Source organism: Nostoc sp. FACHB-110, assembly GCF_014697425.1.
Lineage (GTDB): Bacteria > Cyanobacteriota > Cyanobacteriia > Cyanobacteriales > Nostocaceae > Nostoc_B.
Map to the genome: position 1 here is coordinate 1 of NZ_JACJRU010000062.1, position 20,700 is coordinate 20,700.

Below are 20,700 nucleotides of genomic sequence, written 5' to 3' on the forward strand. Positions count from 1 at the left end.
TGGATGAACAAGGGTTCGGCTTCGCTGTATTTGCCTTGGGAGTAGTAGAGTAGAGCTAGGTTGTTGAGGCTAGTGGCGACATGGGTATGTTCTTCGCCCAGGAGTTTTGAAGTAATTTCTAGACACTGCTGATACCAAGGTGCTGCTTTGTCATATATTCCTTGACCATGATAAAACCAAGCGTTGCCAACAAAAGGCCGAGTTAAATCTTCATCGCTGACATATTGAATGAGATTGTTTGCTACTTCTGCCAAATGAGGTATAGCGGGGGTGACATTCTTAATTTGCTCAAGTATGGGGTTGTGAGGAATATCTTTAGCAACTGCTACCATTACCCCACAAAACGATCGCTTAAATTCCTCTTTCTGCTCTAAACCTGTAAGCTTATCTTGAAAAAACTCTCGCAATAGGGGATTTAGTTGATAAATTCCCTCACCTTTATGCTGAAGTAAATGTAACTGTAACAACTCACGTCTGGCTTTTTTCCAATCTTGAGCCTCATTATTTATTTTTATACCCTCTACTAACTCCCAAGGAATTGGAGCTAAAGCAAATAAACTCAGAAGACAACCTAAATTTTGGGCATTTTCTCGCAACCGTCGCCAACTCAATTCAAAAGCAGCAGCAACACCCAATTTAGCAGTCATTTCTGGTCGAGCTTCGTCTAAAGCTTCATTCTTCAAACGCTCTTTTTCCAAATCTCGCAGCATTTCTGCTAGGGATAATTCCTCATCACCTAACAAATAACGCCCGACTAATTCCAAACCCAGGGGCAAATATCCCAACCACTTACAAAGCTTTCTTGCAATTAAAGGTTCACGCCGTAGTCTTTCCCTACCAACTATAGATTTTAATAACTTCATCGCCGCGAGTGGTGTCAGCACATCCAAATCTAAGCGCACTATTGGCGGTTGTAATTTTTCCCGCGTGGTAATTAACTGCTTAAACCGCGAAGGAACAGACTCTAAATAACACCTAACTTCTTCTCGATAGTTAGTAACGTTATCAATTACCAGTAAAACCTCACCTTCTGGCCATTTTGTCAGGCAGTGTTGCATCCTCCCAACTAAATCTAAATCATCTGGGATACTTAATTGCAGCTGATTCATAGCAAACTGCACCAGTTGTAACCCCACATCCTCTAATGCAGACAACCAGCAAATTCCGCCTTGATAAGTGACGCGGTGCAAATTAGCATATCGCAAAGCTAATTCTGTTTTGCCGACTCCACCCATACCTGCAATAGCGGCAATGGCTACCTGTTGATTTTCTTGCAACAACTGATGGAGTTCTTGCAATTTCGCTTCACGTCCAACAAATTCCACCACGCCACTCAAGGGGATATTTTCGTAACGGGTAGGTGTGGGTTGAGTTTTTCTACCTTTCTCACGCTGCACACCGGGTAATTCTTCTCTTCGGCGTTGCCATTCTGCATCAAATTTTTGCAAATTCTTTTCTTTGTCGCCTTTGCCATGCCAAAGCTTTAGCCGCAAGTGCCAATCTTCCGAACCTCGTTTGTGTTCGCGCAAATCTTCGAGAATGTTGACAAAATCTTCCAGTCGTTTTAAAGCTTCCCTAACTTCTTCTTTGGTTAAACCGCTAAGTTCTGCCAACACTCTTAGCTGTGTTCTTACTATTACTTGCTGCGGCGTTTCCCAGTTGAGGGCTATTTGATAAAGTTCACCGTCTTCTAACTCGTCATTGGCATAAGCCAAAAACCTTTCTAACAGTTTCCTTACCCGTGCTTTGACATCATCACCATAGCTAACACGCGCCATTGCTGATTTTTGCTCAAATTTACGACAAAGTTTCGGGAATCCCCAAACTTAATCTAGCATCCCCAAAGTCAGACATCAGCAAATTCACGTATTGCCACCCACAAGCTAAGGTTTTGCTTTGCTTTACTACCCCAAATTTACCTTTGCTTCAGTGTTTGAGGCAAAGCGCATGAAAGCTAAAAAACTGATGGCAGTTGTGTTATTTCTAATTCCCCTAATTGCTGATTTATTTTTTCCTGGTTCAGGATTAGTGATTGAACTCACATTACTAATCTGGGAATTGCTACAACCAGAAGAAGAAGATTTGAAGTGATTATAGTAGAACTTAAATCCCTAACTTCTTCAAGAAAGTCGGCGATTTGAAGACTTTGGTGAATTAAATCATATTACACAGGCGAGCAATCGCCCATTTCTCAAAATTTGAAACTCACGGAGGTGGGTTTTGTCTGTATAGCCGCGATTTCCAATCGCCCAGGATTAATTATTTGAAAATAATGCCGCTAAAAATTAATAATCCTTAATAGTCTTAACTACTAAGGATTGCTCACAAAACAAAAATTTTTAAATTCCTAAAGGTTTCTTAAAAATCATCAAGAAACTGACTTAGGCGACTAATAACAGGGTCAACATCTTCAGCAGGTGTAGCAACATAGGTAGTGTTTGCCATTTCCTTTGCTGGTACTGCCGACGCTACAGGTGTTTGCGCTGGTGCTGGTGAAGTTGGAGGCTGATGGTGAATAATCGGTCTTTCTGTGACCAAAATTGCCAGATGCGCCATTTGTTGCGTCAGTTGCAAAATATGGCGTTCCATCGCCTCCAAACGATTAGATTCTTTAGCGAAAAAGCGTTCCTCCAGGTCAGCCACTTGACGTTGCAGTTCATCGATTTTCTGTCCAACCGAGTCTGTGGCTGTTGTATTTGAACCAGGTTTTACAGATTCCGGTACACATAAAAATTGCCATAGGGCTTCTTTGCAGAGGTCGCTGAAAGACTTTTCGGGCTGTGGTTCTAAGTGGCTTTCCACCAGCGATAACAAGCTTTCGTCTGCAACTTCTGGGTTGAACGTGACCGATTTAACTACTTTTTTTGACCATTGGAACATCGGTTTTAAGACCTAGCGGAGCGACTGGAAGATAATTGTGCCTCTCCATAAATATACTGCCCCAGGGCGTTCGCTTGGCGAGATGGTGCAGCTAAATGGGCGTTAATTTTAGCATCTTTCAAAAGACGTTGTACATCTTCCCAGAAGAATTCGCCACCACCACCAGTGATAATTACATCCGTAACACGCTCAGGCAACCAAGCAAGTACGCGACTGCAAATATCACGAGAAAACATCTCAATCAAGTTAGGCAAGAAATCATCTAGGTTAGTAGGCTTGCTAGCACCTTTGGGACGATAGAAACGCTCGCCTTTGGGTTTATTGACAGCAGTGATTAATGCTAAAGATTGGCTATCTGCGCCTTCAATTTCTTTAGCAACCATTTCGTAGAACTTGCTCATTCCGAAGTCTTCACTCTTAGAAGCGCCTCGGGCAAAGCGGAAGTTATCAACCATCAACAAATCGATAGTTTGATGTCCAATATCGACAATAGCGGCCGAAACTTTAGTAAAGTCAGGAGATCCACTGCCTTTTTTGGGTTGAGCTTCACACCACAGCAGACTACCATAACCTTCTGGCATTACCCAAACTTTATTAATGTTGAGGGAGACTGTTTCACCTCTAAAGTTCATGATGTGAGGGCCAGTCAATTGACTGATGATTTGAGCCTTTTCTTTTTCAAATTGCTCTAGAGACAGAAAAGGTAAACCCAGCACTACAGAAATTTCGTCTTTAAGCTTGAAATAGCCAGCACAAGCTAACACTTTAGCTAATGCATCTTCTACTTTAGATTTGCCAACTCCCAAATTTGCACCAAAATCGGCGGCTAGCTGACCTACAGCATAACCACTTCCTTGATACTCCATCCACAAATCCATTAAAGGATCAGTGGCGCGGGCTTCAAAGATTCCTCCCCGAACTTCTTCCATTGACATTTGTTTGACATTGGCGGGGATGAAAACCACATTACCTGGTTCGCGGCTTACAGAGGTTTTGGTAGATGTTCTACCTAAGTCCACACTGAGAATAGATTTACCGGAACTACCATTGGGTTTAACAGTGGTAGCAGTATTAATTGGGGTAGATGCTGACACCCGGTTAAGAGGGATAGCAGCAGCGTTCATTGGAGTAGCGGCGGAAGGTTGGTCTGTCATGAAAGCTCCTAGTCCTTTGTTAACTGTTAAAATTTAACTTGCTCATCTTACATACAACCATGCGAGATACCAAAAATTCTAGGTTTCGTCAATTGTAACTACGAATACGCCTAATGCTGAGTTAGGCGATCGCTTTGTTCAGCATTATTTGGCATAGTGTAGGCGAATTTTTACCAGATGTAACCCCCCCAACTTTAAATGAGATTTAAATTAGGGTTGTGTATTTTAGCGTCTAGTCTTTTTTTGCCTACGCTTGAGTACCCAAACTACAAATGCCAAAACCAGGCTCCCAAGTACAATTTTGGACACTGGTGCGAGATACTTGTCAACCAGTTCATACTGGCTACCTAAAATGTAACCTGAGTATGTTAACAAACCTACCCAGGCAGCACTACCCAACGTCGTATAAAAAAGAAATGGTAGCAAATGCATATTGCTAATGCCAGCAGGCACAGAAATTAATGTGCGGACTCCTGGTATAAGCCGACCAATGAATACTGCTTTACTGCCTTGAGTATCAAACCAGCGTGTCGCTTTGCTGATATCTTTGCTGGATATAGTTAACCATTTACCGTATCTGTCAGCCCACGCTTTGAGGCGCTTTTCGCCCAGAAACTTACCAGGATAGTACCATACAAGTGCGCCGGCTACAGACCCCAAAAGCCCTGCCAGGAATACGCCACCTACATTTAACCTTTCTGGTGTTGCCCTAGCGGTAAATCCTGCCAATGGCATAATAAGTTCGGAAGGAATTGGTGGAAACAGGTTCTCGACAAACATCAATAAGGCGATCCCCACGTATCCCAAGGAATTGATTGTATTGGTTATCCATTCAAGCATCGAGTCTAGTCCTAAAAGGGCAACAAATGTTATTGTTGCTAATTTAACGTTAATCTTTACAAGACTTTACCTAATCTTTCAGCTTGCGACGCTCAAAATATATATTTGCATAAAATGAAGAGAGTTTTGCGCGATCGCTCAATTAATATGCAGGGATGTAGATGATCGGAAAATTCTATCTAGAAAGAATCTTATTTAGATTTAAATATAGTACATAATCTCCGTTAGGCGGCGATTAGTGATTTTTTCACAAAGGTCACAAAGCGTATATTGCTGTAAAACTAATAAAGAAGCACCAGTAACTTCTTGCCAAATATCTTTTACCACATTATTATTTAACGATTCAACGTTAGAGTCCAAAGTAGGGTTAACAGTAACTACATTTTCTATACATCGATAAACATCTAAAACGGTAATTTTTTTGGGTTCTCTGGCCAGAATATAACCACCTTTAGAACCTCGGATACTTTGAATTAAACCACCGCATCTTAAAGTTCCTAACAATTGATCTAAATATCTCACAGGTATGTTATGGATTGCTGCTATTTCTCTAATTTGCCGTGCTTCTCCACTCTCATAACTTTTAGCAATCTCTAACAACGCAATCAGGCTATATTGAAATTTATGTGAAAGTTCTAAGCAAGACATCTAAAAAGCCTAATTAAATTACTTTTTAAGTACAGTAATCTTAAATTTTTATAATTCTAAAAGCAAATATAATTTCTTTTAGAATTGATAAATAGAATTTATAAGTAAAAATGAAGGTCGTTTTGAAAGCAATAGCAACAGAAAATTTTTCATCAGCTAGCAGTAGTTCCTAATGTTCAACTGCTGCTAGTTCATAATAATTTTTGGCTACAGACTAGACATTTTCTAAGGAATTTACAAAAAATCAGTTATTCATTTTGTGGGGTGGGCATACTTCGGCAAACTCATACCAATTCACAATTCGCAATTCGCAATGACGCTCGCAGGCTCGCTAACGCTGCGCTAACGCAATGACGCTCCTTCTCCCAAAGGGAGACGCTACGCGTAGCTTGCTTCTCCGAAGGAGTACGTCGCTCTAAGCGAAGCCATGCCGTCAGGCTTTACGCTGCGCTAACGCAATTAAAAAACTTAGATACAGCAAAGCTTTCAGGGTTTACACCCGTATCATATTTTTTGTGAAATGGTATCAGTACAAGTCTTGCCCGCCCTCAGGACTTCCCACAAGAAAATCCCATACTACAACAATGTCTGCGTTCTGGATAATCCTCCGCACCAAAGGCTTCTAGCATCCCTAGCAATACTTGGGGAAACTCAGCCCCACCCAGACAATGATCAGGAAAAATCTTCGCATAGTGACCAACAACAGGGTGTGGGGTGTAAGGAAAAAACGCCCCTCCCACACCCTACAAGGTACAAGAATTGGTATGAACGAACTAGACAATTAAACGATATTACTATATAGTCATATTATGTATTAGTGAAACTTCATTAGGATTACAGCATCATGTTATTTCGACAACTATTTGATCCAGAAACAAGTACATATACTTATCTAGTTGCAGATTTAGATACGAAAACGGCAATGTTAATAGATCCGGTGTTAGAGCAGGTAGAACGCGATCGCCAATTACTGCAAGAATTAGGACTAACTCTCAAATATTGTTTAGAAACGCATATCCACGCAGACCATATTACTGGGACAGCAAAACTGCGCGAGGCGACTGGTTGTGTAGGCATCGTACCGCAAAATGCCCAAGCTGTCTGTGCAGATAGATTAATGAAAGATGGTGAAGTATTAGAATTAGGTAGCGTCAAAGTAGAAGCGATCGCAACTCTGGGTCATACAGATAGTCATAATGCCTATTTAATCAATAAAACTCATCTATTGACAGGAGATTCGCTATTAATTCGTGGTTGTGGACGCACTGATTTTCAAAGCGGTAATGCGGGAATGCTGTACGACGCAATTACACAACGCTTGTTTACATTGCCTGATGAAACCTTGGTTTATCCTGGTCATGATTATCGAGGTAATACAGTTTCCACTATTGCCGAAGAAAAACAGTGGAACCCTCGGTTTGTGGGACGTAGCCGAGATGAATTTATCCAATTAATGGCAAACCTAAATTTACCCAACCCTAAAAAGATTATGGAAGCAGTACCCGCTAACCAACGCTGCGGTAACGTTGCTGCATAAGCAAATCACACACACACTTCCTCTAATCTCTGCGTTCAAAATCCTATTTTTTCAAGGGCAAATATTTATGACTACTTCTGATGTACGCAAATTACAAACTGTTGACGCTCAGACTCTCAAACAATTGCTAGAGCAACAAACTGTCACACTTATAGATGTCCGAGAACCATCAGAGTATGCCGGAGAACATATTCCAGGCGCAAGATTAGTGTCTTTATCTCAATTCGATCCGCGTAAAGTTCCTCAAGATGCAGATACTCAAGTTGTTATTTACTGTCGTTCTGGTAGTCGCTCAACAATGGCCGCGCAAAAGCTATTTGATGCCGGATTTAGCAAAGTAACTCATTTACACGGTGGTTTGACGGCTTGGAAAGCAGCTAATTATCCCACCAGAATTAATCAGAATGCTCCCATTAGTTTAATGAGACAAGTGCAAATTGTGGCAGGTTCTTTAGTATTTAGCGGCACATTATTAGGAGCATTTGTTTCACCTTGGTTCTTGATACTGAGTGGCTTTGTTGGAGCCGGATTAATGTTTGCGGGAATTACAGATACTTGTATGTTGGGAATGTTGCTAGCCAAACTCCCCTATAATCAACGGAGCAGCGTATGACTTGGATAGTAGGGCATTTATTGGCTGCTTGTATTGGCGTGAGTTTGGGCTTAATTGGCGGCGGGGGTTCGGTTTTAGCACTACCAATTTTAGTTTACGTTATGGGGATTCCTGCAAAATCAGCGATCGCTATGACTTTAGTTATTGTCGGTACTGTCAGCTTGTTGGGTATAATTCCTCACTGGCGAGCCAAAAATGTGAATTTCAAGACAGCATTAATTTTCGGTTCAGCAACCATGTTGGGGGCATTTTTAGGTTCCAAAATTGCCATACTGCCATTTGTCACCGCAACTTTTCAAATGTTGCTGTTTGCTTTGATGATGTTGTTTGCGGCAGTGTTGATGATTCGTCGCAGTTCTCAGCCTGTAACCACAGATCATCAACTGGCATTATATCAGCCACCAGTGTGTAAGTATTGCTGGTTATGGTTAATGACAGAAGGCTTGGGTGTTGGCGTACTAACTGGGTTAGTTGGTGTAGGTGGTGGGTTTGCGATCGTTCCGGCTTTGGTATTGTTAGGAAATGTACCCATGAAGCAGGCAATTGGCACATCACTGTTAATTATTGTATTTAACTCAGTTGCAGGCTTTTTGGGTTATGTTGGTCATGTTTCTTTAAATTGGAACTTAATGTTATCGTTCATTGTGGCTGCTAGTGTTGGAACAGTTTTTGGTGCGTACTTAGCCCAATTTGTTCCGGCGCATAAACTACAAAAAAGCTTTGGTTATTTTTTACTGGCAGTTGCAGCTTTAGTTCTCATACAGAACTTTCATAAGCCTCAATCAACAACAGTCTCACAACAGGACTTATCCCCCCTTCGTCCTCCTGCCTCCTTAATACACCCAAAAAAAGGCTTCTTTCCTACTCCCCACTCCCTGACTACATAAGTAAATTCCCAAATCACACTGATTCATGTATGAGGTTTTGAGTTGAACATGCCTAGACATACTACTATATAGTAATTTAGTAGTTTATCTTTTTGAAAAACAATGATGGTTGAAGGTTTACCTATGGCACTTGGGCCAGTTGCGGACTATTTTAAAGTGCTGTCAGAAGTTAGTCGGCTGCAAGTGTTGTGTAGTTTAAAATCAGGTAGCAAAAATGTCTCAGAAATTATTGCAGCTACTGGACTAGGGCAAGCAAATGTATCTAAACATTTGAAGATTTTGGCGCAAGCAGGAATTGTTCAACGTCAACCACAAGGGGTGAATATTTATTATGAAATTGTTGATCCATTGATTTTTGAAATTTGCGAATTAGTATGCGATCGCCTTTCAACTCGTCTTCAGCAGCAATCAGAGCAGTTAAAGCATCTAGAAGCTTTGCGAAATAACTAAGATTGTACTGCCCCATCAAAGAATTTTGACGTAAATGGAATTAAATAATTGCTTATGTAGAGACACGATATACCGCGTCTCTACATAATATGTATTAATATGATATTTTTCGTTATAAATTGTCGGGGTTAAAACGAGAACGTTCGGGTTTGAAACGAGAACGTTCGGGGTTAAAACGAGAACATTCAGGTTTGAAACGAGAACGTTCAGGTTTGAAATGAGAACATTCAGGTTTGAAACGAGAACGTTCGGGTTTGAAACGAGAACGTTTAGGTTTGAAACGAAAATTGTCAGGCTTTGAACTCGAACAATCGTGTTTATTTCTTCAATGTTCGCCTTTTAAGGTAGATTGTTGATGAGTGGAACGTGAAACTATCGCTTATTTACAGCAAATGCGATCGCTAAAACCTGTTCATTCTCTCCCCACATATCTTCATCTTCCCCTCATCCCCCTCCCCTTCCTTTCTCCCCACACCCGGTCACTGAGCGTAGCCGAAGTGTACACCCTTAAACCCCCACGCCCCTAATTCCCACACACCCTTGGCGCATCATCATGACTAGCCAAATAACCCTTCAGCCAACTGCAACCCTGCGCGAGTAAATCATTTAGATTCAAATTCCACAGTTTGATGGTGTTGTCATCACTAGCGGAGGCTAAGGTTTTGCCGTCAGGGCTGAACACCACACTAATGACCGCATCACTATGGCCTTCAAGGGTGGAGATGAGTTTAACTGTGTAGCGATTCCACAGTTTAATGCTGTTGTCAGCACTAGCGGAAGCTAAGGTATTACCGTCGGGGCTGAACACTACACTAATGACTGCATTGCTATGACCTTCGAGGGTGGATATGAGTTTACCTGTATGCCAATTCCACAATTTGATGCTGTTGTCAGCACTAGCGGAGGCTAAGGTTTTGCCATCCGGGCTGAATACCACGCTAATGACTGCATTGCTATGACCTTCGAGGGTGGATATGAGTTTACCTGTATGCCAATTCCACAATTTGATGCTGTTGTCAGCACTAGCGGAGGCTAAGGTTTTGCCATCCGGGCTGAATACCACACTATTAACCGCATCACTATGACCTTCCAAGGTAGATAGGAGTTTACCTGTATGCGAATCCCATAGTTTGATGGCCTTGTCAAGACTAGCAGAGGCTAGGGTATTACCGTCGGGACTGAACACCACACTAATGACCACATTGCTATGACCTTCTAAGGTAGAGATGAGTTTACCTGTGTGCCGATTCCACAATTTGATACTGTTGTCAGCACTAGCGGAGGCTAAAGTTTTGCCATCCGGGCTGAACACCACACTCCAGACTCCATCGCTATGACCTTCTAAGGTGGAAATAACTTTATCTGTGTCTCGATTCCACAATTTGATGCTATTGTCAGCACTAGCAGAGGCTAAGGTTTTGCTGTCCGGGCTGAACACCACACTATTGACCCCATCGTTATGACCTTCTAAGGTGGAAATAACTTTATCTGTGTCTCGATTCCACAGTTTGATGGTCTTGTCAGCACTAGCAGAGGCTAAGGTTTTGCTGTCCGGGCTGAACACCACACTATTGACCCCATCGTTATGACCTTCGAGGGTGGAGATGAGTTTACTTGTGTCTCGATTCCACAGTTTGATGGTCTTGTCATTACTAGCGGAGGCTAAGGTTTTGCCATCCGGGCTGAATACCACAGTATTGACCGCATCACTATGACCTTCTACGGTGGAAATAACTTTACCGGTATGCCGATTCCACAGTTTGATGTTGTTGTCCCAACTAGCGGAGGCTAAGGTTTTGCCATCCGGGCTGAATACCACAGTATTGACCGCATCGCTATGACCTTCTAAGGTGGAAATAACTTTACCGGTGTGCCGATTCCACAGTTTGATGCTGTTGTCCCAACTAGCGGAGGCTAAGGTTTTGCCGTCCGGGCTGAACACCACACTATTGACTACATCACTATGACCTTCGAGGGTGGAGATGAGTTTACCTGTGTTTCGATTCCACAGTTTGATGCTGTTGTCCCAACTAGCAGAGGCTAAGGTTTTGCTGTCTGGGCTAAACGCCACACTATTGACCACATTGCTATGACCTTCGAGGGTGGAGATGAGTTTACCTGTGTCTCGATTCCACAGTTTGATGGTCTTGTCAGTACTAGCGGAGGCTAAGGTTTTGCCGTCGGGACTGAACACCACACTCGTGACCACATTGCTATGACCTTCGAGGGTGGAGATGAGTTTACCCGTGTCTCGATTCCACAATTTGATAGTCTTGTCAGCACTAGCAGAGGCTAAGGTTTTACCGTCCGGGCTGAACACCACACTATTGACCCCATCGCTATGATCTTCTAAACGATTTATTTCTCGAATCTCTAGCAGAATAGTCTGCAAACTAAACAACGGGCTGTAAGCTGGGTAATCTGCTAAAGATTTTGTATCCTTAACTAAAGTTTTGAGTTCTTCGCCACTCCGCACGGCTAACAGCAATCCCTCAATTTCGTTAAAACGTCTAAACTCCCGCAAGGCATTTGTTCCGTCTTGTTCTAATTGCGTCGCCTTTAACGCAATTTTGCGAAATTCATCGGCTTTTTTTAGTTCTGCTAAGGCATTACCACGGGCAGCAATGGCTTTATCTAAAGCAATTTGAGCATTTTTTAAGTCTGCTTGCGCTTTTTGTTTTTCTCCAGTGGCAAAATTGGCATCAGCTTGTGCCAATTTTGCCTTTTCGGTTGCTTCTTTAAACTGCTGTGTCGCTGCTTTTACTTGTTGGTTAGCTTGATCTAAATTTGCTTGGGCTTGAATAAACTTATTATTCGCCGCGTTTGCTTTTTCTGTGGCTGCTTTTTGGTCTTTAATGGCTTTTTGTTTTTCTGTTAGAGCTTTGTTTTTTTGTGCAGTTACAACATCTATATCTTTTTTCGCCCTATTGCGTTCAGCTATCGCCGCCGTTTTTTCTTGTTTGGCTATATCCCTTTCACCTATCGCCGCAGTTTGCTCTTTTTTAGCTTTATCGCGTTCATTAATAGCCAAAGACTGCTCATGTCTAGCGTTTCCCGCCACTACCAAAGCCGCTACAGCCCCCACTAAAGATAATGCCAATACTCCTGTGCCTAAGCGAATTTGTCTTTGGGTTTTGCGTTGCGCCTGTGCCAAACGTTGATTTGCTTGTCTTTCTTCTTCTAAAGCTACTTCGGCTCGTTGCTGCGCCTCTGCCAAAATTTGATTAGCTTGTGTTTGTGCTTCTAAAGCAATTTGCATTTGTTGTTTATCAAATTCTTGACTAGCTGCCAAAAATTGATAATCAACATCGCTCAAACTTTTACCTGCTGCCCATGTTTGGGCATCTTGCAAAGCCTTTCCCCGCAACAAGCGCGACTCATCTTGATATTCCGCCGCCACCCAAGCATTAAAAGCATCAGAATAGGGACGCAACCGGGATAAAATATTGTTACACCATTCCCAGCGAAACACTTCTGCATAGATGCGGTTATAAATTCGCAACTTGCCATCTCGCTTCACCACCAACCCAGTCAACCGCAACACCATTTGGTCATGACTATCATCTGCAACTATTTCACCTTGCTGCAAAATCTGTTGACACAAGCCCAACAGCCGCCCAGTGCGCTTTTCCCCACTCTGCATGATTCTGTCACGAATCGTTTTTAAATGCTCCGGCTCATCTTGCCCTTCCCAATTCTCAATAATTCGCTTTCTAACAACTTCTTCCACCCACACAGCAATTTCAGATTTCTCCCCATCCCCCTGGTTACTGAGCGCAGTCGAAGTACACTCCCCAATCATCAACTTACAAACTTTCTGCGTCAAAAACGGCTGTCCCCCCGTCCACGCCAACACCGCCGCCATCAATTCTTGCGAATTTCCAATTGTTGCTAAACCCCGCGCCAAAGGTTCGGCTTCTTCTAATTTAAAACCAGTTAAATCAATGGCGCGACCAACATTAAAAGGCGTGCGTCTTTTATCTTCAATCAAATCTGAGGGAGTAGACACCCCAATTAAGGCAAAAGTGATGCGGTTATATTCAGGTTTATCTGCCCGACGGTTATAACAATCTCGAATGACTGCAAAAAAATCATCTAAATTAAAAGGCAGACTCAAAACACTATCAATCTCATCAATAAAAATAACAATCTTGTGATGAATTCTGGGTAATAAAACTTTTTCAATAAACTTACTAAACCTCTGCACAGGTGAAATTAAATGATTTTCCTGCCACCAAGTTTCTAAATCAAAATCAGTATAAAGATTAAAATAACCCACCAATATATCAATCACTCCGGCATACCATTGTTCAGCATTCATATCTGCCGTGCCAATAGCCGTAATATCAATAGCCGCGCAAGCAAACCCTTCATCTTGCAACCGCCGCATCACCTGTACCCGCAAGCTAGATTTCCCCATCTGCCGCGAATTCAGCACATAACAAAATTCCCCAGCTTGCAAGCCTGCATACAAATCTTCGTCAGCTTGTCGTCTGACATAAGTTGGCGCATCTTGGGGGAGACTACCCCCGACTTGGTACTGGTATTTTGTCATAAAGGGGTGTAGGGGTATGGGGTTAGGTTGAAAAAATCTTGTACATAGTTGACGAATTACGAATTATTTTGTTGGACTAAATTAGCTAGATGTTTTAAAACTTTGACCACAGTATAAATGTCTTCATCACGATTTAGAGAAAGTGTGTAAGATAATGCGTATTTTGGTATGCCTTGTTTGGTTAACTTAATAAATTGAAATTCTCGACCATTGGTAACAAAACCAAATGTCGGTTTACCGTTGTCAGGATTACCCAACATATAAGCCAAAGCTTGGGGAATAGCTACTTCTAAAGAATATTGCGCCCTTTTGGCTTCAATCACCAGCACCCAAAATGGTGGATGAAATACCAAAATATCAATACGTCCTCTAACAATTGTGCCTTCATCTTCAGAAGAAATTTCAACTTCTTGTGCTGAGGCGATATAAAAAGGTGGTTGATAAAAACCTGCTAAACGCAATAACGGCGACAACACCACCATTTTGACTACAGGTTCTAAAACTGGATATTTCGATAAATGCAAATACTCTGCTTTCACCTCGCTGAGTAATTGCTGTTCTAATTCACTCAACGGTGGTAAATCTTGTCGCCACTCTAAAAAAAACTCAGTTTCATCGGCAAGTTGTAGCCCAAATTCATCAATAATTTGCGCTAAGGATATATCTTTGCCTTGAATAACTTGAACCATTTATGTATACCTTCACTGATAACTGATAACTGATAACTGATAACTGATTCATAGTTTTAGGCGATCGCAAAAATATTTCCGGTATAAACTACACAATGGCATAATTTTATTTCCTTGAAATTTCACTAAGCCCATACTGCGGAGTTTAAAGGCTTCTGTTGTCTCTACATCCACGGCGACATCAGCTGTCACTACTTGTTTTAAGGCTGCTAATAATTGATCATCTTTTTGCAAGTTCAGCAAATGACGGCGCAAATGGTCACTATAAGGCCCCGCTTCTGTTGGGGCGATTTGTTCTAGTTCTTTCCAAGTCATCCTCCCGCGTCCAATTTGATATAAAGCCACCCGCACTAAATAAGGATGTCCCCCCACTAACCCTATTAATTCCTCAACTTGCGAGTTTGTCCAATTCAGTGCGTGACGCTGCACTAAATCTTGCACCTGTGCTTGATTTAATTCTGGTAACTCCACAGGTAAACCCACATTAAAAGGCGACTGATTAATATTTAAAGGGATATACACTTCTTTAGAATGGACAATTACCAGTCTCAGCTTTTGCCAAATCGCATCATTCTTAGCACGTTCATGCCAAGCGCGCAGCAAGCCGAAAAAATCGGTTGCAATTGTCGGGTGCTTAAAAATTTCGTCTACTTCATCTAAACCCAAAGTGATGGGCGTGTCGATTTCTTTCAGTAAATACCTTTGAAAGTAGTTACTACACTTGTTTTTACTCCCTAAAACCCCGCGCCAAAAGTCTTCTAACTTGTCTGTTAATCCCAGGTTATCGGTGATGCTGGCGCAAAACCACTGCAAAAACATATCTAAACTATCGAGAAATTCGGCATCAGCTGACTGAAAATTTAAATATGCAGTTTGATAACCTTGTTGGCTGCCATAGTCAAGAACTCGTGACATTAATGAGCTTTTCCCCATCTGGCGCGGTGCTTTAATTCTAATTAATGCCCCAGGGTTGAGAATTTCTGTGTAACAATCGCTTTCTATTGGCGATCGCTCGATGTAAAATGCAGATCCTAGGGGAACTTGCCCTTCCGGATTTTCTAAAATTACATCTGAGGCTGTTGGCGTTGGCTTAACTGAATTTTTGCGACTTTTGAGCACAGGAATAAAAGATTCGGGAATGTTTTTTAAATCAATCGCATTGCAACCAAATTCATAAGCATCTTGATAGGATCTATCCGCACCCAGCGCATCATAAAAACCCACCGCAAACTCTCTAGCGGCTTCATCGCCAATAGCTTGGCTCATTCCTACTACACAGCCAATATGCTGAAAAATTGCCTCGGCTTGCACTTCGCTATAGCAAGCATTTAATAAAACGCACTCAATTTTGTCTTTAAATAAGCCAAATAACCTAGTTAAAGCTGCTGTACTGACTAATTGCCCCTCTCCTGCTTCATTTTCTAGCACTAAACCTTGATTACCAGTGCCGTGTCCCGAAAAATGCACAATTTCCGGTTCATAATCTAAAAGCGCGCGGCGCAAATCTTCAGGACGTACTGCCCATTGAGAAATAATCTCAAATTTATCCCGGCTTTTGCCGCGTTCTAACCCTGCTTGAATTTCTCGGACTTCTTTATCTAAACGTAATGGTTTGCCGTCGGTAGGATGGGCTGATAAAATCAGGATTTTTTTCACAGAGCGAACTAATGTAGATTAACCCAGGTTTTTTCCCTAAAATTAGTGTACTACAGCAAATATACTGTGATTATCGCTGATAATATCCCCAATTCCTCTAAAAATTTGAAGCGTATAGGTCAATGAATTTTGGCGATTTTTCACTCAAAATGAGGGATTTAGAGCGGTAAACAGAGCGATCGCATTTTTTTGATTTATTACAGCAAATTGCCTATAAATAAGGTAAAAATCTCCGCAAAAACTCTTATCTCTAAAAGACTTTTAACTTTGTTACCTGTCACCTGTTCTTTTTTTCTCCGATAAATCTTCAATAATAACAATATTCCCTTGCCCTCTGTCAAAGGTAATATTTACAGATTTAAAAAATAAATTTATCAAGTCAAATAGTCTTTTATTTTCTGTTATGCCAATAAATAAATTAGGTTTAAAAAAATCTTAAAAACAACCACTTACTACTACTAAATCTGTTACTCTCTCAAACAGTCAGCATTGAGAAATATTCAGAATTATTCAACATTTCCCCAGTTGATTGAGATAACTACTAATTCCGATTTTCCGATATTTACAAATATCGGAAAAATTCGTCATGGGTAAGATGGCCATGACTGCATCGAAGACTAAACTAGCTTACTGAACAGAGTCAAAATCCTGTTGTAATCCGGAACTTTAATATGACTTTAGCAATCTCTCCACAAGCAAAGCCGTTAACAGACGACCAATTGCAGAAAATCAATGCCTACTGGCGTGCAGCTAATTATTTGTCAGTAGGGCAAATATATTTACTCGACAATCCACTGCTAAGAGAACCCCTAAAAATTGAACACGTCAAACCCAGGCTATTAGGACACTGGGGAACCACACCAGGGTTGAACTTTATTTATGTTCACCTCAACCGCATCATCAAAAAATATGATTTAAACATGATTTACATTGCCGGGCCTGGTCATGGCGGCCCCGGTTTAGTGGCTAACACCTACCTAGAAGGCACTTACAGCGAATATTACTCGCATATTTCCCAAGATGCAGAGGGAATGAAGCACCTGTTTAAACAGTTTTCCTTTCCTGGGGGAATTCCTAGCCACGTCGCCCCAGAAACACCTGGTTCAATTCACGAAGGCGGCGAATTAGGTTATGCAATTAGTCACGCTTATGGTGCAGCGTTTGATAATCCTGACTTAATTGTGGCGGCTGTGGTTGGTGATGGTGAAGCCGAAACTGCGGCTTTAGCAGCAAGTTGGCATTCTAACAAGTTTCTCAACCCAGTCAATGATGGGGCAGTTTTGCCAATTCTGCACCTTAACGGCTATAAAATTGCTAACCCTACGCTGTTATCCCGCTTAAGCGAAGAAGAATTAGAAAGCTTATTCGTGGGCTATGGTTACAAACCATACTTTGTTGAAGGTTCAGAACCTGCCGAAGTTCACCAACAAATGGCGGCGACATTAGACACCATCATTGCAGAAATTCAAAATATTCAACGAGAAGCCCGCATACATGGTTTTAAACAACGTCCGCAATGGCCAATGATTGTATTGCGTACTCCCAAAGGCTGGACTGGGCCAAAAGAAGTGGATGGAAAAAAAACCGAAGGCTTTTGGCGATCGCATCAAGTCCCCTTTGGGGCAATATCTAAACAACCAGAACATCTAAAATTATTAGAAGACTGGATGAAGAGTTACAAGCCCGAAGAACTCTTCGATGCTAACGGCAAACTCATCTCAGAACTCGCAGCATTAGCCCCCACAGGTCTACGGCGGATGGGTGACAATCCCCACGCCAATGGCGGTATCTTGTTGCGTGATTTGAAGATGCCCAAATTCCAAGACTACGCCGTCAAATTTACCAAACCCGGCACAGTCGAAGCAGAAGCGACCAAAGTCATGGGCCAATTTCTGCGGGATGTGATGAAACTCAACCTTGATACCAAGAACTTCCGCATTGTCGGCCCCGATGAAACAGCCTCTAATCGCATCGATGCTGTCCTAGAAGTCACCAACCGCACTTGGGTTGAACCAATTCTCCCCGAAGACGAACACCTATCACCTGATGGTCGAGTGATGGAAGTTCTCAGCGAAACTAACTGTCAAGGTTGGTTAGAAGGGTATCTTCTCACAGGCCGTCACGGCTTCTTCTCTTGCTACGAAGCATTTATTCACATTATTGATTCTATGTTCAACCAGCACGCCAAATGGTTGAAAACTACTCGTCATATTCCTTGGCGTAGACCAATCGCTTCCCTCAATTACTTACTTACCTCTCACGTTTGGCGACAAGACCACAATGGTTTCTCTCACCAAGACCCTGGTTTTATCGACCATGTGATGAACAAAAAATCAGAAATCATTCGCGTCTATTTACCACCCGACGCTAACACCTTGCTTTCTGTCACCGACCATTGCTTAAGAAGCCGTCACTATGTCAACGTGGTTGTAGCTGGTAAACAGCCAGCATTGCAATATCTCGATATGGATACAGCCGTCAAACACTGCACCAAAGGTATTGGTATTTGGGAATGGGCCAGCAACGACCAAGGTAGCGAACCCGATGTCGTCATGGCTTGTGCTGGAGATGTCCCCACTCTAGAAACCTTAGCAGCTGTCGATATCTTGCGGCAAAACTTCCCTGACTTAAAAGTGCGGGTAGTGAATGTTGTCGATTTAATGACATTACAGCCAAAAAGTGAACATCCTCACGGTTTAAGCCCAAGAGATTTCGACACCATTTTCACCAACGATAAACCAGTCATCTTTGCCTTTCATGGCTATCCTTGGCTAATTCACCGCCTCACCTACCGCCACACCAACCACCATAACCTCCATGTGCGCGGCTATAAAGAAGAAGGAACCACCACCACACCCTTTGATATGGTGGTTCTCAACGACCTCGATCGCTATCATCTAGTCATGGATGTAATCGACCGTGTACCTAAATTAGGTGCTAAAGCAGCTTACGTTAAACAACACCTGCAAGATAAGCTGATCGAACACAAACAATACATTTCTCAGTACGGCGAAGATATGCCCGAAATTAGCAACTGGAAATGGCCTTATTAAATTAAAAGGGAACGGGGAAGAAGGAACAGAAATCACTGTTGCCTCTTCCCTTTTCCCTTTTGCCTAATTAATAATTGATAATTCCGCTACAGAATTCGTTACATATTTGTTACTAATGTTTAATTTAAGTTGAAGTAGGCATAAGTTAGTTAGAAATAAGTAGCTTGCATCAACTGTGTACAAGAGAATACATGGAAAAGAGATGCTGAGGCGAAAGATTAGGATTTATTACTCAGCAAAAATTACTTTTTCCAGTTAATTTGCCAAAATTAAAGTCTCTGGTAAAGACAAATCACAACAAGACAATCAAACATTAAAAGATGCCAAGTAAATATGCTTTAGCCGACTGAAACTGTCAGGATCAGAAAGTAAACATTAAAGGCGATCGCGTTTGAGTTGTAACTTTCTCCTTTTGTTCAACTCTCACAACAGGAGGTTTAATCTTGGCTAAATTGAAAGTAGGCATTAACGGATTTGGTCGTATTGGTCGGCTAGTATTGCGTGCAGGCATTTTTAACCCCAACATCGAATTTGTCGGCATTAATGACTTAGTACCGCCAGATAACCTCGCTTACCTATTGAAGTACGATTCTACCCACGGTAAGTTTAAAGGCAAGGTAGAAGCCAGAGAAGACGGTATCGTAATTGATGAGCATTTTATCCCTTGCGTTTCCGTGAGAAATCCTGCCGAATTGCCTTGGGGCAAATTAGGTGCAGACTATGTAGTCGAATCTACCGGACTCTTCACTGATTATGAAGGCGCATCTAAGCACTTAGCTGCAGGTGCAAAGCGCGTTATCATTTCCGCACCGACAAAAGACCCCGATAGAGTTCCAACTTTGCTAATGGGCGTAAACCACGACTTATTCAACCCCAGCAAAGATTTAATCGTTTCCAACGCTAGTTGTACTACAAATTGTCTGGCTCCCATTGCTAAAGTCATCAATGATAACTTTGGTTTAACCGAAGGGTTGATGACTACAGTACACGCCATGACTGCAACTCAACCCACAGTAGATGGCCCCAGCAAAAAAGACTGGCGCGGTGGACGAGGCGCAGCCCAAAACATTATCCCTTCCTCTACAGGTGCAGCTAAAGCTGTGGCTTTAGTATTACCAGAGTTAAAAGGTAAGTTAACTGGGATGGCGTTCCGTGTTCCTACCCCTGATGTGTCGGTAGTTGACCTCACCTTTAAAACTGCCAAAGCCACCAGCTATAAAGAAATCTGTGCAGCGATGAAAGCAGCCGCCGAAGGTTCCTTAGCTGGTGTTTTAGGCTACACCGACGAAGAAGTAGTTTCTACAGATTTTCAAGGTGATACTCACTCCAGCATTTTCGACGCAGGTGCAGGAATTGAGTTAAATGCCAATTTCTTTAAAGTTGTTTCTTGGTATGACAACGAGTGGGGCTACTCCAACCGTGTAGTTGACCTGTTGTTGTCGATGGCGAAGAAAGAACAACTTTTGGCTGTACCAGCTTAAAAAGTATGAAGTGTGAAGTGTGAAGTCTGAAGTATGAAGTCTGAAGTCTGAAATTCATACTTTCCAAGCCACAAATTATTCATCTTGTGGGGTGGGCATCTTGCCCCTTTGTAGGAAGTAAGGACACCCATGCCACAAGAAAATGATGTTTTTTATCTAGAAGTAACTGAGAATTCATACTCAATTTTACATAGGAAAAAAGTGATATGAAGCACAAGTGATATAGATGACTGGAATATCTATATCGCAATTTATAC

At 42.0% G+C, this 20,700-nt stretch carries 15 protein-coding genes; 7 read left to right on the forward strand and 8 right to left on the reverse strand.

Annotation, left to right across the window (positions count from 1 at the left end; translation table 11 throughout):
- Positions 1-1,778 (reverse strand): tetratricopeptide repeat protein (locus H6G69_RS31535; RefSeq protein ID WP_190693354.1); only part of this gene is annotated, 1,778 nt, incomplete at its 3' end.
- A 169-nt stretch (positions 1,779-1,947) separates the two neighbouring features.
- Here H6G69_RS31535 and H6G69_RS31540 point away from each other — a divergent pair.
- Positions 1,948-2,091 carry a hypothetical protein gene (locus H6G69_RS31540; protein ID WP_190693355.1) on the forward strand — a complete coding sequence of 48 codons (144 nt, stop codon included), beginning with the start codon at positions 1,948-1,950 and terminating at the stop codon, positions 2,089-2,091.
- 267 nt (positions 2,092-2,358) lie between these two features.
- Here H6G69_RS31540 and H6G69_RS31545 read toward each other — a convergent pair whose 3' ends face one another.
- The 4 genes from H6G69_RS31545 to H6G69_RS31560 form a co-directional block, all read right to left on the reverse strand.
- A complete protein-coding gene (locus tag H6G69_RS31545) occupies positions 2,359-2,880 on the reverse strand; it encodes a plasmid segregation centromere-binding protein ParR (RefSeq protein WP_190693356.1) in 522 nt (173 codons plus the stop codon).
- A gap of 5 nt (positions 2,881-2,885) precedes the next feature.
- A complete protein-coding gene (locus tag H6G69_RS31550; protein ID WP_190693358.1) occupies positions 2,886-4,034 on the reverse strand; it encodes a ParM/StbA family protein in 1,149 nt (382 codons plus the stop codon).
- A gap of 225 nt (positions 4,035-4,259) precedes the next feature.
- Positions 4,260-4,874 (reverse strand): DedA family protein, encoded by a 615-nt coding sequence (locus H6G69_RS31555; RefSeq protein WP_190693360.1) that lies wholly within the window; start codon positions 4,872-4,874, stop codon positions 4,260-4,262.
- Between the two features lie 201 nt (positions 4,875-5,075).
- On the reverse strand, positions 5,076-5,522 hold the full coding sequence (locus H6G69_RS31560; protein WP_190693362.1) for an Rrf2 family transcriptional regulator: 447 nt from the start codon (positions 5,520-5,522) through the stop codon (positions 5,076-5,078).
- Positions 5,523-6,366: 844 nt separating this feature from the next.
- Between H6G69_RS31560 and H6G69_RS31565 the strand changes: the two genes are divergently transcribed.
- From H6G69_RS31565 to H6G69_RS31580, 4 genes are all read left to right on the forward strand, one after another.
- Positions 6,367-7,059, forward strand: coding sequence for an MBL fold metallo-hydrolase (locus tag H6G69_RS31565; RefSeq protein WP_190693363.1), 693 nt, complete (start codon positions 6,367-6,369; stop codon positions 7,057-7,059).
- 67 nt (positions 7,060-7,126) lie between these two features.
- On the forward strand, positions 7,127-7,672 hold the full coding sequence (locus H6G69_RS31570) for a rhodanese-like domain-containing protein (RefSeq protein WP_190693365.1): 546 nt from the start codon (positions 7,127-7,129) through the stop codon (positions 7,670-7,672).
- Positions 7,669-8,559 (forward strand): sulfite exporter TauE/SafE family protein, encoded by an 891-nt coding sequence (locus tag H6G69_RS31575; RefSeq protein WP_190693367.1) that lies wholly within the window; start codon positions 7,669-7,671, stop codon positions 8,557-8,559. Before H6G69_RS31570 ends, H6G69_RS31575 begins: the two co-directional genes overlap by 4 nt.
- Positions 8,560-8,664: 105 nt before the next feature.
- Entirely contained in the window at positions 8,665-9,009 is a 345-nt protein-coding gene (locus H6G69_RS31580; RefSeq protein ID WP_190693404.1) for a helix-turn-helix transcriptional regulator, read from the forward strand.
- A gap of 523 nt (positions 9,010-9,532) precedes the next feature.
- Here the strand turns inward: H6G69_RS31580 and H6G69_RS31585 are convergent.
- From H6G69_RS31585 to H6G69_RS31595, 3 genes are read right to left on the reverse strand one after another with little or no spacing between them, the layout of a single operon-like run.
- On the reverse strand, positions 9,533-13,564 hold the full coding sequence (locus H6G69_RS31585) for an AAA-like domain-containing protein (protein WP_190693369.1): 4,032 nt from the start codon (positions 13,562-13,564) through the stop codon (positions 9,533-9,535).
- A 56-nt stretch (positions 13,565-13,620) separates the two neighbouring features.
- On the reverse strand, positions 13,621-14,253 hold the full coding sequence (locus H6G69_RS31590; RefSeq protein ID WP_190693371.1) for a type I restriction enzyme HsdR N-terminal domain-containing protein: 633 nt from the start codon (positions 14,251-14,253) through the stop codon (positions 13,621-13,623).
- Between the two features lie 48 nt (positions 14,254-14,301).
- Entirely contained in the window at positions 14,302-15,909 is a 1,608-nt protein-coding gene (locus H6G69_RS31595) for an AAA-like domain-containing protein (RefSeq protein ID WP_190693373.1), read from the reverse strand.
- Between the two features lie 671 nt (positions 15,910-16,580).
- Here H6G69_RS31595 and H6G69_RS31600 point away from each other — a divergent pair.
- Together H6G69_RS31600 and gap are read left to right on the forward strand one after the other, a co-directional pair.
- A complete protein-coding gene (locus H6G69_RS31600; RefSeq protein WP_190693375.1) occupies positions 16,581-18,962 on the forward strand; it encodes a phosphoketolase in 2,382 nt (793 codons plus the stop codon).
- Between the two features lie 443 nt (positions 18,963-19,405).
- Complete coding sequence (gap, locus tag H6G69_RS31605; RefSeq protein WP_190693382.1) at positions 19,406-20,443, forward strand: type I glyceraldehyde-3-phosphate dehydrogenase; 1,038 nt, start codon at positions 19,406-19,408, stop codon at positions 20,441-20,443.
- Positions 20,444-20,700: the final 257 nt, after the last annotated feature.

Excerpts from the sequence above, each read along its gene's own strand:
- H6G69_RS31570 (WP_190693365.1), top strand. The coding sequence starts at position 7,127 with ATGACTACTTCTGATGTACGCAAATTACAAACTGTTGACGCTCAGACT.
- H6G69_RS31545 (WP_190693356.1), bottom strand. The coding sequence starts at position 2,880 with ATGTTCCAATGGTCAAAAAAAGTAGTTAAATCGGTCACGTTCAACCCA.
- H6G69_RS31580 (WP_190693404.1), top strand. The coding sequence starts at position 8,665 with ATGGTTGAAGGTTTACCTATGGCACTTGGGCCAGTTGCGGACTATTTT.
- H6G69_RS31600 (WP_190693375.1), top strand. The coding sequence starts at position 16,581 with ATGACTTTAGCAATCTCTCCACAAGCAAAGCCGTTAACAGACGACCAA.
- H6G69_RS31585 (WP_190693369.1), bottom strand. The coding sequence starts at position 13,564 with ATGACAAAATACCAGTACCAAGTCGGGGGTAGTCTCCCCCAAGATGCG.
- H6G69_RS31555 (WP_190693360.1), bottom strand. The coding sequence starts at position 4,874 with ATGCTTGAATGGATAACCAATACAATCAATTCCTTGGGATACGTGGGG.
- H6G69_RS31565 (WP_190693363.1), top strand. The coding sequence starts at position 6,367 with ATGTTATTTCGACAACTATTTGATCCAGAAACAAGTACATATACTTAT.
- H6G69_RS31590 (WP_190693371.1), bottom strand. The coding sequence starts at position 14,253 with ATGGTTCAAGTTATTCAAGGCAAAGATATATCCTTAGCGCAAATTATT.
- H6G69_RS31540 (WP_190693355.1), top strand. The coding sequence starts at position 1,948 with ATGAAAGCTAAAAAACTGATGGCAGTTGTGTTATTTCTAATTCCCCTA.
- H6G69_RS31560 (WP_190693362.1), bottom strand. The coding sequence starts at position 5,522 with ATGTCTTGCTTAGAACTTTCACATAAATTTCAATATAGCCTGATTGCG.
- H6G69_RS31575 (WP_190693367.1), top strand. The coding sequence starts at position 7,669 with ATGACTTGGATAGTAGGGCATTTATTGGCTGCTTGTATTGGCGTGAGT.
- H6G69_RS31550 (WP_190693358.1), bottom strand. The coding sequence starts at position 4,034 with ATGACAGACCAACCTTCCGCCGCTACTCCAATGAACGCTGCTGCTATC.